13 protein-coding genes are annotated in these 13,312 nt (G+C 45.5%); 2 read left to right on the forward strand and 11 right to left on the reverse strand.

Going from position 1 to position 13,312, the window contains the following annotated elements:
• Positions 1-82: 82 nt before the first annotated feature.
• The 7 genes from J7E78_RS13905 to J7E78_RS13935 form a co-directional block, all read right to left on the reverse strand.
• Complete coding sequence (locus J7E78_RS13905; RefSeq protein WP_215076816.1) at positions 83-652, reverse strand: manganese catalase family protein; 570 nt, start codon at positions 650-652, stop codon at positions 83-85.
• A 22-nt stretch (positions 653-674) separates the two neighbouring features.
• On the reverse strand, positions 675-950 hold the full coding sequence (locus tag J7E78_RS13910; RefSeq protein WP_076209123.1) for a spore coat protein CotJB: 276 nt from the start codon (positions 948-950) through the stop codon (positions 675-677).
• Entirely contained in the window at positions 940-1,179 is a 240-nt protein-coding gene (locus J7E78_RS13915; protein WP_311517331.1) for a spore coat associated protein CotJA, read from the reverse strand. The genes J7E78_RS13910 and J7E78_RS13915 overlap by 11 nt, the downstream gene beginning before the upstream one ends.
• Positions 1,180-1,445: 266 nt before the next feature.
• A complete protein-coding gene (locus J7E78_RS13920; protein ID WP_215076818.1) occupies positions 1,446-2,798 on the reverse strand; it encodes a hemolysin family protein in 1,353 nt (450 codons plus the stop codon).
• Positions 2,799-2,844: 46 nt separating this feature from the next.
• Complete coding sequence (yfkAB, locus tag J7E78_RS13925; RefSeq protein WP_215076819.1) at positions 2,845-3,981, reverse strand: radical SAM/CxCxxxxC motif protein YfkAB; 1,137 nt, start codon at positions 3,979-3,981, stop codon at positions 2,845-2,847.
• A 221-nt stretch (positions 3,982-4,202) separates the two neighbouring features.
• Positions 4,203-5,324, reverse strand: a complete 1,122-nt coding sequence (locus tag J7E78_RS13930) for an HD-GYP domain-containing protein (RefSeq protein WP_215076821.1) — start codon at positions 5,322-5,324, stop codon at positions 4,203-4,205.
• A gap of 73 nt (positions 5,325-5,397) precedes the next feature.
• The gene (locus tag J7E78_RS13935) at positions 5,398-6,828 is read right to left on the reverse strand and encodes a bifunctional metallophosphatase/5'-nucleotidase (RefSeq protein ID WP_215076822.1); all 1,431 of its coding nucleotides are present in this window, start codon (positions 6,826-6,828) and stop codon (positions 5,398-5,400) included.
• Between the two features lie 119 nt (positions 6,829-6,947).
• Here J7E78_RS13935 and J7E78_RS13940 point away from each other — a divergent pair, with 119 nt between their 5' ends.
• Positions 6,948-7,697: a molybdenum cofactor biosynthesis protein gene (locus J7E78_RS13940; protein ID WP_215076824.1), complete on the forward strand. Its 750-nt coding sequence runs from the start codon at positions 6,948-6,950 to the stop codon at positions 7,695-7,697.
• Positions 7,698-7,820: 123 nt separating this feature from the next.
• The gene (locus tag J7E78_RS13945) at positions 7,821-8,870 is read left to right on the forward strand and encodes an HD-GYP domain-containing protein (RefSeq protein ID WP_215076826.1); all 1,050 of its coding nucleotides are present in this window, start codon (positions 7,821-7,823) and stop codon (positions 8,868-8,870) included.
• Positions 8,871-9,030: 160 nt separating this feature from the next.
• Here the strand turns inward: J7E78_RS13945 and J7E78_RS13950 are convergent, their stop codons facing one another.
• From J7E78_RS13950 to sufB, 4 genes are all read right to left on the reverse strand, one after another.
• Positions 9,031-9,171 (reverse strand): hypothetical protein, encoded by a 141-nt coding sequence (locus J7E78_RS13950; RefSeq protein ID WP_017689533.1) that lies wholly within the window; start codon positions 9,169-9,171, stop codon positions 9,031-9,033.
• 150 nt (positions 9,172-9,321) lie between these two features.
• A complete protein-coding gene (locus J7E78_RS13955) occupies positions 9,322-10,041 on the reverse strand; it encodes a M23 family metallopeptidase (protein ID WP_215076828.1) in 720 nt (239 codons plus the stop codon).
• Positions 10,042-10,248: 207 nt separating this feature from the next.
• Positions 10,249-11,601: a jacalin-like lectin gene (locus J7E78_RS13960; protein WP_251035023.1), complete on the reverse strand. Its 1,353-nt coding sequence runs from the start codon at positions 11,599-11,601 to the stop codon at positions 10,249-10,251.
• A 298-nt stretch (positions 11,602-11,899) separates the two neighbouring features.
• Positions 11,900-13,297 (reverse strand): Fe-S cluster assembly protein SufB, encoded by a 1,398-nt coding sequence (sufB, locus tag J7E78_RS13965; RefSeq protein ID WP_036669904.1) that lies wholly within the window; start codon positions 13,295-13,297, stop codon positions 11,900-11,902.
• Between the last annotated feature and the right edge of the window lie 15 nt (positions 13,298-13,312).

Here is a 13,312-nt window from a genome sequence, read left to right on the forward strand (position 1 = left end):
AATTAATTATTTAATAATACTATCTTTTCATACAAAAAGCAGCCCTACCGGACTGCCAGACTTCTGCTTTTATACCAAATGTTCAGAAAATCTTCTTTGTCTCCCGATCGTCTTTCAGGATCTCTACAGCCTCCCGGAAACGCAAGGAATGTACAATCTCGCGTTCCCTTAGAAACTTCAGACTATCCTGCAGATCCACGTCATCGGTCAGGTCGATCAACCATTGATATGTAGCCCGGGCTTTCTCTTCTGCTGCAATGTCCTCGTACAGATCCGCAATCGGATCACCCTTGGCTTGAATATACGTAGCGGTAAACGGTACACCTGCTGCATTGCTGTAAAAAAGGGCTTTATCATGATTAACGTAGTGAGCAGCCAGCCCGGCTTGCTCCAGCTGTTCCACTGTAGCATCTTTGGTGAGCTTATAGATCATGGTTGCAATCATCTCTAAATGAGCAAATTCTTCTGTGCCGATATCATTCAACAGACCAATAATTTTGTCTGGAATAGTATAACGTTGATTCAGATAGCGTAAGGCTGCCGCCAATTCGCCATCTGCACCACCATACTGTTCCATCAGTAATTTGGCCATGTAAGGGTCACATTTGCTCACACGAACGGGATATTGCAGCTTCTTCTCGTAGACCCACATTCCACGACTCCCCCTTTAATTTTTATACTTGCCAAGGCCAAGGTGTCTGGGACCATTCCCAAGGATACTTCGAGAAGGCATGACCAAAATTCATCAACGGTCCGTACAGCTGTTGAAACTCATGGGCCACTCGCATTCGCTCCTGGCTGAACTTGTTGTACTGTTCAATGCTTTGGAAGTCACCTGGATGGGTATCCAGGTACAGATTTAGTTCCACTAATACGAAGTCCAGCGCCTGAAGTTCTTCCAGCAACTCGTAGTATTTTGCATCACAGGCTTTCGGTGCTTCAGGTTCCATCCGCCTCCACCTTTCTTTCCTTTGTTTTCTTGGATGTATAAGGGCTGTATAATGCAGGCCATAATGTGCCCAGTCTTAGCGCTTCTGCCGGACTGTATTGCGGCCAACCCATGGGCTGGAAAGGTATAAACAACTGCGGTGGAACAAGATACGTGCGGATTTCCATCGGTTTACAAGGATCAAACGGCCCCACAAAAGGAGCATAGGCTCGAAGCTGTGGATCCTTCACTCGAAACGCCTCCTTCGACAATGTTTACATGCATCCCCATACAATTCAAACCACTGCTTCCCGTCTCCATATGTATATGTTTCAGCTCTACAGGTTAATCCCTATTTAGCACAAATTCATAAAGTAATTCCCAAGCCTTCTTCTCTTGGAATACAAAAAGACCCTTGGAAGCACCTCTACGGCAGTTCCAAAAGTCTGTAATTCGTAAAATGGAGTAAACCCGTTGACCTGTTGTTCGTCACACTCATCATCTGACTACAACAAATCTATCCTCTCGGTGTTTCTTCCGAATTCATGTCTTGAGGGACAGATTGCTTGTATACTCGAACCCGGGTAATTCGCAAGCGAGTCGATTCTTCTACTTCAAAAACGTACCCATTCAGCTCCTGCGTTTTTCCCTTGGTTGGATTACCCCCAAGCTCTTTAAACAACCATCCGCCGATGGTATCCACTTCTTCATCCTCAATGATGGCTCCGGTCCACTTATGAACTTCTTCAATAAGCGAACGACCATCAATGGAAAATGAATCCCCACTGCGTTCCATATGCGGACGCTCATCCTCAAACTCGTCATACAAGTCTCCAACGATCTCTTCCAGAATTTCTTCCGCAGTCAGCAATCCAGCTGTACCGCCATATTCATCCACAACCAGCGTCATCTGTGAATGTTTCTTCTGCATGAGACGCAGCACATGGCTGATTTCCATGGATTCAGGAACGTTTAAGATTGGACGGACAAGTGAAGCCAGATCATGTTGTTGCTCCGGTTTAGCCAACAGCAGATCGGTGATGTGTATAAATCCAATGATCTCATCCTTGTCTTCTACTGCTACGGGATACCGGGAATGTTTGGTTGCATTAATGATCTCCAGGTTCTCTTCCAAAGACATATGCGTGTACAGACAATCCATGTCTGTACGTGGCAGCATCACTTCACGTGCCAGCATATCGGAGAAATCAAAGATGTTGTCCATCAGTTTGATCTCATCTTTATCGATGACACCACTCTTGGCACTCTGCTTCATCAGAATACGAAGTTCATCTTCCGAGTGAGCTTCTCCTTCACTGGCAGGTTCGATACCTGCCAGACGCAGCAATGCATTGGCCGATACATTCAGCACCCAGATGAACGGGAAGAAGATTTTGTAGAACAACAGCAAGGGCGCAGATAAGAACAATGCCACTCCGTCTGTTTTTTGAATTGCCAACGATTTAGGCGCAAGCTCACCCAGCACAATATGCAGAAACGTAATGATACAGAAACCGATAATGACCGACACGGTCGAAATAAGCCCTGTATCCCCTACACCAAGTTTAAACATGAGTGGCTCAACGAGCAATTCGGAGATGGCCGGTTCTCCCAGCCACCCGAGTCCAAGCGATGTCAACGTAATCCCGAACTGAGTTGCCGATAGATAGGAATCCAGTTTACTATTCACCTTTAGTGCGTAACCAGCCATACGGTTTCCTTCACTCTGCAATTGAGTTAAGCGTGTCTGCCTTACTTTCACCAGGGAAAATTCTGCTGCAACAAATACGCCATTCAAAAATACGAGCAAAAAGACACAGACCAGATTAAATACCAGCTGCCCAAGATGAAACTCGGTATGAATATCCAAGTTGAAACTCCCCTTTTCTATCTATTTCAGGAATACACCTGGAATATCAACGTGTGATTGCCTTTCTAGATTTGAAATCCACACCTTTGTAATACATATCCGCTACCAGCAGGTTTGGCCCGCAACAGGATGCGATATCACAATGGCAGTTAACCGTCTGATTCAACGGATGTTCCGCTGACCACTCATGGAACACATCATCCAGCTTACGATCACGAATGTTGCCAAACGCCGGGATATCCGCAAAATCCGTCACATACACATTTCCCGTGAACATGTTGACGTTCACGCGATTACGTCCGTCCGGATCGTTACGTACCGTCACATTTGGTTCGCTGTATAAACGGTTGATCAGTTCCCGATCCTGCTCTGCTGCACTGCACGCGAAGAATGGCAGGGTCCCGAAGAGCATCCACATATCTTTGTCACGCACATCAAGCAAACGATGAATCGCTGCTCTCATATGGTCCAGTGATAGCACAGGCAACGACGAAGCAAAGTTCGAGTTATACATCGGATGCACTTCATGACGAACACAGCCCATCTCACGAATCAATTGGTGAATACCATCGAGTTTGTCGTGCGTACGGAAATTAATCATAGATTCCGCAGAGATAAACATGCCTGCTTCACTCAGTTTGCGTGAATTTCCAATCATTTTCTCATACATCTTCACCGCTACTTCACGTTTCACAGGTCTGCCACTATTCGCAAATCCAACTTGATGGAAATCGTCAGCATTCAGATAGTTGAATGAGATATGCATAACGTCCAGATAAGGTAAAAGTTGCTCATACCGGCTGATATCCAGCGTTAAATTCGAATTAATCTGGGAACGAATTCCACGTTCTTTGGCATATTTAAGCAGTGGGATAATCATCTCATCCACTGTTTTCTGGCTAAAGCTTGGCTCGCCACCCGTTAGACTAATCGTCTGCAGATGCTCGACTTCATCCAATCGTTTCAGCATCAGCGGTAGCGGAAGAGCCGGCGCTTCACGCATTGTAAGCATATCTCCCACAGCGCAGTGCTCACACCTCATGTTGCACAGATGTGTCACCGTCATTTCTACACTGGTCAGCACATGGCGTCCATATGTACGCAGAGAACCGATCGGATCCCACGGATCATTCGTCGGCGATAAAGGCATCGGTTGTACCGATCCTGAGTTTAGCATGGTCATTGTTCTTCACCTTATTCCTTTTATTAACCTAAAAAGTTTTATTTACATCATACCTTGTGTTTCTCTTTTTGGAGTTATCTTTTATCATAGCACAATTTTGAATGCTCCGGCATACGTAGACCCTGTCCATTACATGACAAAAAACGCTCAAGCAACTCCGGGCCGAATCACGAAACGGCCCCGATATTACGACATGAGCGCTAATCATCTTCCAAGCTTGTTCAGCTTTCCAACCGTTCACTTTGAGCGGATGAAGGTGCATCTTCCACACCCTCTACACCTGTGATCATGACAGACAGTGCTGTCGACAGGTTAATTTCATAAGGCGAAGACAGAGTCTCCCCGTCTGCATCCTTGAGAACCCGGATAAGCGGACGTTGAGGCACTCGTGGATGAATCGCTGCAACGACCCCGACCTCTCCCGTACTGAGCTTGACTGAAATACCTACTGGGTATATCGCGACACAATCCCTGAACTTCTCCAGCATCCGTTGTTCATAGAGGGTTCCTGAGCCTGTATACAACACCTCTACTGCCTGATGCGGCAGCAAGGCTTGCTTGTACACCCGATTCGTTGTCATGGCATCATACGAATCAGCAAGCGCAATCCATTTGGCATATTCATGAATTTCCTTGTCTTTCAAACCAAAGGGATACCCGCTACCATCAATTCGTTCATGATGCTGTAATGCACAATGTGCAGATAGAAGCGGTATACCTGGTTCGTCTTTGAGAATACGATGTCCATATGTAGTGTGCTGCTGAATGATTTTAAATTCCTCGTCACTCAATCTGGAGGGCTTATTAAGTATTTCCGATGCAATCTGCGTTTTGCCAATGTCATGCAACAAGGCACCCAGACCAATCTCCATTAATTGCTGGCGTGTGTAACCCGCAGCGACGCCAAGAACCAGCGTGTACACACATACATTCAGAGAATGATTATACAGGTCAAAATCACTGGAGTTCATGTCCATCAGCATAATCATGGCTTCCTTCTGACTGCCGATGTCTTCCAGAATGGCATTCATCACACCACTAAGCGCTTTACCGAAATGAGGAATCCGATTTTTTGTTTTCAGTCCTGACATACTCTGAAATTGCTGTTTGATCTCTACCAGTGCCTTCCTCCTGGTCTCTTCCTGCAACATATCAGGAACGATGATGTCCTCTGTCGCAGCATCTTTAATATACACATAACCGACTCCGAGATCCTTAAGGCGTCCAATCAATCGACTGGTTAGCTCTACATCCTCACTAAGTAATACAAGGCCTTCTTCACTATAAATACGTTTCCCCAGCTTCATGCCAGGCTGCAATAAGTTTATATGTACTAAACGCACAGCCTATCCTCTCCCGCTCCGTAGATGTAATTACCACTAGCCGCCGCTTCAGCAGAAGGCAAGTACTTAAAATTTAACTTTGATGCCAGCGGGCTCGCAGGCTGTCGTCCAGAGCCCCTGGTCGTTTTATTTCCGTTTCCAGCAAATCGCGTATGAATTCCGGAAGATGATAGAGCGTACGGGTTCCATGAGCCAGAGGAGGATACCCCACATTGAACGTAAACATGTCCAGTGTTCCAACGATATACTCACATTGTTCGTTCATAGGCTCCCCATTGATGGATATGGTCTGGATCTTCTCATAGGCTGGCGCATGTGGATTGTAATGAACTTCCATTCCGTCCATACATAACGTGCCTAGGATATGACCACGAAAACCAAATCCCACAACGGGCTTACCTGAAAACTCGTCCAACAAGGACTGCTCAAGTGCTTCACGAATATGACTTCCACTCAAGCATATTGTACAAGCATTTATAGGAGATGGACATAGGGAATGCAACATTCCTTTTGTAATATTACCTTGTGGAAGCTCTCCAAGAAGCTGACCTGCATTCACCAGAGACAGCTGTGCCCCCGTGAAATGACGAACAGCTTGTGCAAGCAATGTTGCAAACGGGGATTCCCGGTTATACGCGATGGGCAGCACCCGATCGGTTATTACTGCCGTCTGATTGAGCGTCCTTTCGGCTTCCGTACGATTCGTAGCGATTGCCAGTGCGACCTGATCATCCAGTAATATACTCTTGGCAGTCATACAACCGCTACTTACCAGTTGGAGAGGTTCTCCCACGCTTGTTCGTTCCAGAACCACTTTCCCAAGCCATTGGCCAAATTTTCCAGCTGCGCCCAGCACGGTCTGACCAATGACTAATGGTTCTTCGAGAACATGATGGGTATGTCCACCAAGAATAACATCAATTCCAGTAATCTGCTCCGCCAGTCTCCGATCTGTCGAAAGTCCCAGATGTGAAAGAATAACCACCACATCCACTTCCTCACGTAGTGCTTCCACTTGAACTCTTAATGACTCCACAGGGTCCAGAACATCCCACCCGAGCAGTTCGTAAAACGTGGTAAAAGGGGCGGTTGCCCCCAGCAGACCAACGCGAAATGGACCTTTCTCCACAACCAGAGAAGGTTTCATCCACACTGGAGCAAGTCCAGTATCTTGCTCCACAACATTGCCGCATACCACAGGACACAGAAGTCCAGTGTAGGACTGCGAGAGCTGATCTGGCGTAAAGGTTAGTCCTTCGTTATTACCGATTGTAATGGCATCGTAGCCCGTCAGGTTAATAACATCAACATTAGCCGTACCCAGTGTTCCCTCTGTTTCAACGGCCATCCGGTCCATATGATCGCCGATATCCAATACAAGGAAGTTGCCACCTTGGTTACGTTCCTCATTGATCATAGCGGCGATGGTGCTCATGGAGCCGAAGTGGCTATGAATGTCATTGGTGTGCAGAATCGTTAACGTTTGCTTCTCCCTGGTGCTCATCACACCGCCCCCCTGCTCTTCAATAAAAGTTCATTCTTCTAATGGATAAGCATAACATTTTCCACGTCGTTATGATATATTTAAAGGGTTTAGAGATCAAAAAGAGGTGAGTCATATCTATGAAATTGACAATTCAATTATTTGCAGGCATTGCAGAACGTTTAAATACATCCCTTCTGGAGTTTGAGTACATTGGAGACCTTCCAACCGCTGCCGATGTCAAAGAAAAACTGAGTCTGGCCTACCCAGAGGCAGCTTCTCAGATAAAGACATCCTTTTTAGCAGTTAACCAGCAGTACGCTTCTGCCGATACTATACTTAGCTCAGAAGATGAACTTGCGTTGATCCCTCCCGTATCTGGAGGTGATGGTACGGATATATCCGATGATGCTCAGCATCGCTCTACCGTTGCTGAGCATCGGACTGAAGATGGCTTATTTCTGATTACAGAGTCCACCTTGTCCGTGGAAGCAACAACGGCGCTAGTGATTACCCCGAATCACGGGGCAGCTCTTACTTTTGTAGGTACGACTCGTGAAATGACTGGTGAACAGCGCACCGTTCATCTTGAATACGAGGCCTATGTGCCGATGGCTCTTTCTCAGATGGCGGCCATTGGTGTGGAAATCTCCGATCGCTGGCCTGGTGTGTTATGTGCGATCAGTCACCGAATCGGCAAAGTGGATGTGGCAGAGATTAGTGTAGTCATTGCCGTTTCCTCGCCTCACCGCAACGACTGTTATGATGCAAGCCGTTACGCCATAGAGAGGCTCAAACAGACCGTTCCGATCTGGAAAAAGGAAATTTGGGAAGATGGATCTGAATGGAAGGGACATCAATTAGGACCATGGAACCCCATGGAGAACTAAATAATGAGTCTTTACACCTTTTAGATAGAGTGGGTTAATAGTAAATAAGTCGTTGTCAACCCATTTTTTTCTTGTTATTATAATCATATGTGTCGATATTAGTCGAGAAAAGGTGGTTTATACGTGAGAGTGCATGTTACTGATCTTAAACCGGGTGACCTGTTAAAAAATGATGTATACAACAGTTCGGGTCTCCACATGCTGATGAAAGGTTCCACCCTCAGTGAAGATGACCTATCCAAACTGCTGCAACATGGAATCGAGTACGCAGATGTAGAACACACAACAGCCGACCTACACTCTGATGCACAAACCTTACCTTCCGATCAGACCCGTCTGTTAACTAACTTGTTTAACGATACGATCAAAGGTACTGAATCTCTATTTCAACAAGCGATGGAGAAGGGTTTTATTGATGAGACACAGGTCGATGAGATTTTGTTTACCCTAACAGAACAGTTGGAAAAACAAAAAGATGTTGTCTCCTTGTTGCTTATGCTGGACGGGGATAGCGATTATACGTACAACCATTCATTGCAAGTCGGAATGCTCGCTTTTTATATCGCCGGCTGGATGGGTTACAATCCCGAGGAATGTCTAACAGTAGCCAAAGCAGGATATCTTCATGATATCGGTAAGTCCAAGATTCCTTCTGAAATGTTACATAAACCTGGTAAATTGACCACGGAAGAATTTGACGAAATGAAGAAACACACATTCTATGGATACGATATCATTAAAGAATCCACGCAGGATGAAATTCTGGCAACCGTTGCACTTCAGCATCATGAGCGCGAGGATGGAAGTGGTTATCCTCATGGACTGCGAGGAGACGAGATCCACCCATATGCCCGTATAACTGCTGTAGCAGACGTCTACAGCGCCATGACGACGAATCGGGTGTACCAGACCAAACAGGAACTGATCTCTGTTCTGTGTGAACTGTACAGCCTCAGCTTCGGGCAGTTAAATGCTGAAGCAACGCAGGAACTGATCAAGCACATGCTGCCTAACTTTATCGGTAAAAGGGTTCTGCTCACCACGGGTCAGACGGGACTCATTGTTATGAATAATCCTGCAGATTATTTCCGCCCACTCGTTCAGACCTCTACGGCCTTTATCGATTTAGCGAAAGAAAGAGATATTGCTATCGTTGAGATCTATGTACAGTAATTGTGTAACAAGCATATCTGTTCATTGTGCACACCACACAATATGGATACGAAGCAACAAACAGGAAGTAGCTTGAATAACCAGCTCATAGGTTGGCATATGACAAAAGGGAAGCCGTAATCGGCTTCCCTTTTGTCTATTCCGATTCAATCATGTTCGATTACACGCAGAATGCTTTTGTAATGATAACCAACAGAATGAACAGTACCAAGATTGCACCAGTGTTTGTGAACATATTGTATCCGCCAACGCCGCCTACTCCGCCTACGTTGCCACCACAACCATATCCTACTTCGCTCATGTGATTGCCTCCTCTTCATCAGGTATACCCTAACATATGACGTTTCCGATGGAATGAACCGGGCGAACAGGCAACATTCGATAAATGGTTGTCTGTCTGCATCTACCTGAGTGGATCAGCCTTTTGCTACTCCCTGTTCTTTGCGGAGATCTATATGTCGGAATCAGAATAAACCTGGATGCCTTTTTCCTTGCGGTACATGATAACAAGTAATCTCCAAAATTCATAACTGCCTTTGTCGTTCATAATAAACGGTCGATAATAATCAAATGCTTGCTGCGCCCATGCGGGACAATCCATATTGGAAAGTTGCTCCTGTTGCTGAATCCATCGCCCTTGAATCTCCAGCGTTTTCTGCATGGCTTCAAACATTTTCTTCTGCTCAGTGGTCATCGGCGGAGCCTCCTGTTCCTGAGATACAGTTCCGTATTCGGCCTGTAGGTATGCACCCGGTTCTGTCACACCATCTTCGCTGGCTGTATACCCGTAAGAGGGTGAACTTGTTTTACGAATCTCATAATGTACATGCGGGCCAGTACTCTGACCCGTGCTTCCCTGATTACCGATAAGCTGGCCTCGCTTCACCCGCTGCCCAACGGTTACGGCTATCCGCGAAAGGTGAGCATAACAATGCAAGTAGCCACGATGATCTTGAAGGGCAACTGTAAGCCCGTAACCGCCGAATCCGGAGCCTGTAACTCCCTCGGAAGCAAAACGTACTCTACCCTCCATAAAGGCATAGACGGGGCCATTCCAGGGCTCTGTTACGAGATCAATTCCGCGGTGAAATGTCTGTCCACCATGAATAGGATGAATTCGATAGCCGAATGAACTTGTAATCCGATATCCCTCGAAAGGGTTTACGCTCATACACTCACATCCTTTTCTATAATGAAATGCTTAAATCTATGAAATGGCTTGTGCTATTGGTCTTATTTTATTCTACAAAAATACCGCTCAGAATATCATTAGGGAAACCTTATGGTCTCTCCAACGTATATTCCAAGCGGTGCTATGTTAATACGAACACTCTATGAGATGTATATATTATTATTTCATTTTAACCACTGCTCACTTCTAATTCAGAGGTCTGTATATGACGCCTAGCTGATCCAATTCCTGTCCTGCTCTTCCATAAAATCCGGCTATATACCACCCTGCCGGTGTCTCAAGTTTAATTTGATCCGATGTTTTTTGTCCGCCTTCAATCTTATTACCAAGATTGGTCGACAACTCCACGTAAAAGATCCGTTTATCTCCATTTCGTATCCCCTGACCAATTGTTGCCTGGGTTAAGTACTCTCCGTCTGCCAAGTTCAGTGTGGCAATGTTGGATTGACCACCATGTGCCAGATTCGTTCCATCCCTGTACAACGTTGAAATGCCGTCTACACGATTACCCGAGTTGAGCACAACGGATCTGGGTCTGGCATCGGGTATCTGATTCAGATCATTAAACCCAGTTCCTCCGGATCCTCCGATTGTTGAACTTAGTTGGTACTGAGAAGATGTGCTGTACACGAATTCCGCTGTAATCGGATAATGATCGGAGAGTTGCTTCCCACTCGGGTCAACAAACGTTTGATTTTCTAACCGATAACTCTGTGCATTCAGGGACAACGCTTTACTTCCTCGATACAAAATTTTGTCGACAATTTCATAGTTCGGGCCATTTATATTACTTACATCCATAAGAGCATCCCCATCAGCGGGAATACTCCCACCTCGAATCAAATCGATCCACGGATCTCTTAATCCATTCTCAGACATGAGCAACTCTATATTGTCAGCCGCACGGGTGTACCGAGTATTGGTATCCCCAAATACGATAACCGCGTTCCCGTCCGAATGCTCCTTGATGTAATTGGAAAGTTGTCTGATATTATCTCGTCTGGCCTCAAGCGATTTATCATCGCTACCTGCGTCTGCATGCAAGTTGTACACGTCCACTTTCACCTGAGGTGCGATCTCATATGTAGCTGCTGTAAATCCTTTTGGAGTCAATTCATCACTTCCATTGTCAAAAAGACCGGATCGCTTATCCCAGGTAATACGCTTCAAGTCACGGAATGGATATTTGGACAGACTGTTCAACCCGCTACCAAAACCCGCAATTCCGCTTGTTGTCGTCAGATACGGCAGAGTGACCTGAGATATCAGCTCATGATGATAATTAAAATCCTCTTGCACATTAATGATGTCATAGTCATTTAATTTTGGGGAAATCTGAACGGTGTACTCCTTGGGGTTGGAACTGGATACCAGGTCCGGAAGACCACCTACATTGTAACTAAGTACGTTGAATGAACCCGATACCGATCCACCTTCTGCTGCACTCGCCGTTGATAGAAATAACGCAGAGCTCGTAAAGGCAACAACTGCAGACAATACTAAGGCTGCTCCCTTTTTAACCATACTTCTTCGCATCATATCCCCCCTCATATTTGAATCTATTAAAATATATGTAATATTTGTTAATGGAAGAATAACTCTGGGCTATTCATTTGTAAATATACAAATTGAACTAAAGAATAGATACACCTGCCACTCCAATGACAGAACAACCTTCTAATCGCTGTTATCACCAGATTTTTTGAATAAAAATACCCCCTAGAGAGACTTTTTAAAAAGTCTGCTCTAGAGGGTATTCAATCACATGAAACTATAACTACCGCTTAACATCAGCAGCTAGGTTCAGCTTCACGGCTTCGAAAGGCGCTGCATTGGATTAACCAATGGAGCCCTCCATTTCGAATTTGATCAATCTATTCATCTCAACGGCGTATTCCATTGGCAATTCCTTCGTGAATGGCTCAATGAAGCCCATGATAATCATCTGTGTTGCTTCTGCATCAGTCAGACCACGGCTCATCAGGTAGAAGAGCTGATCCTCAGACACTTTGGATACCGTAGCTTCATGCTCCAGCATGATGTTATCATTCATGATTTCATTGTAAGGAATTGTATCTGATGTGGACTCATTATCGAGAATGAGTGTATCACACTTGATGTTGGATTTCGCGCCCTCAGCTTGACGTCCAAAGGAAGCCAAACCACGGTATGTTACTTTACCACCATGTTTACTGATGGACTTGGAAACGATCGTAGATGTTGTATCCGGAGCCAAATGGATCATTTTCGCACCTGCATCCTGATGCTGGTTTTTACCAGCTACGGCGATGGAGAGTACGGAACCTTTAGCTCCACGGCCTTTCAGCACAACCGCTGGATATTTCATCGTCAGTTTGGAACCGATGTTACCATCTACCCATTCCATCGTTGCATTTTCTTCTGCAACCGCACGTTTCGTAACGAGGTTGTAGATGTTTGGTGCCCAGTTTTGAATCGTTGTGTAACGAACACGGGCATTTTTCTTACAGATGATCTCAACGACCGCACTATGCAGTGAGTTCGTGCTGTAGATCGGAGCTGTACAGCCCTCTACATAGTGAACGAAGCTGTCTTCGTCCGCAATGATGAGTGTACGCTCGAATTGTCCCATATTCTCGGAGTTGATCCGGAAGTAGGCTTGCAGAGGTACTTCACATTTAACGCCCTTAGGCACGTAGATGAAGCTTCCTCCGGACCATACCGCACTGTTCAATGCAGCAAATTTGTTATCGGCTGGCGGAATAACCGTTGCAAAATATTCACGCAGGATTTCCGGATGCTCTCTGAGAGCCGTATCCGTATCCATGAAGATTACACCTTGGTCTTCCAATTCCTTTTGCATGTTGTGGTATACAACCTCGGACTCATACTGAGCCGATACACCTGCAAGGAACTTTTGCTCTGCTTCAGGGATACCCAATTTATCAAAGGTTTCCTTGATTTCAGAAGGGACTTCCTCCCATGTTTTACCTTGTTTCTCCGAAGCACGTACATAATACTGAATTTCATTGAAATCCAATCCGTCTAGATCTCCGCCCCATTTCGGCATTGGCATCTTTTCGAATTGTTTCAAGGATTTCAAACGGAATTCCAACATCCATTCCGGTTCATTCTTAATCTTGGAAATCTCGGTAACCACTTCTGCAGTCAGACCTTTACCGGTTTGAAAGATGGATTTGTGCTCGTCGCGAAAACCATATTTGTACTCTTCCATTTCTGGTGCTTTTTTAGCCATCTTGCTCTACCTCCC

It is taken from the genome of Paenibacillus polymyxa, assembly GCF_018614975.1.
In the GTDB taxonomy this organism is placed as follows: Bacteria; Bacillota; Bacilli; order Paenibacillales; family Paenibacillaceae; genus Paenibacillus; species Paenibacillus polymyxa_E.

Coding starts and splice junctions, on each gene's coding strand:
- J7E78_RS13935 (WP_215076822.1), bottom strand. CDS start 6,828: ATGAGCACCAGGGAGAAGCAAACGTTAACGATTCTGCACACCAATGAC.
- J7E78_RS13910 (WP_076209123.1), bottom strand. CDS start 950: ATGGAACCTGAAGCACCGAAAGCCTGTGATGCAAAATACTACGAGTTG.
- J7E78_RS13960 (WP_251035023.1), bottom strand. CDS start 11,601: ATGATGCGAAGAAGTATGGTTAAAAAGGGAGCAGCCTTAGTATTGTCT.
- J7E78_RS13955 (WP_215076828.1), bottom strand. CDS start 10,041: ATGAGCGTAAACCCTTTCGAGGGATATCGGATTACAAGTTCATTCGGC.
- J7E78_RS13905 (WP_215076816.1), bottom strand. CDS start 652: ATGTGGGTCTACGAGAAGAAGCTGCAATATCCCGTTCGTGTGAGCAAA.
- sufB (WP_036669904.1), bottom strand. CDS start 13,297: ATGGCTAAAAAAGCACCAGAAATGGAAGAGTACAAATATGGTTTTCGC.
- J7E78_RS13950 (WP_017689533.1), bottom strand. CDS start 9,171: ATGAGCGAAGTAGGATATGGTTGTGGTGGCAACGTAGGCGGAGTAGGC.
- yfkAB (WP_215076819.1), bottom strand. CDS start 3,981: ATGACCATGCTAAACTCAGGATCGGTACAACCGATGCCTTTATCGCCG.
- J7E78_RS13940 (WP_215076824.1), top strand. CDS start 6,948: ATGAAATTGACAATTCAATTATTTGCAGGCATTGCAGAACGTTTAAAT.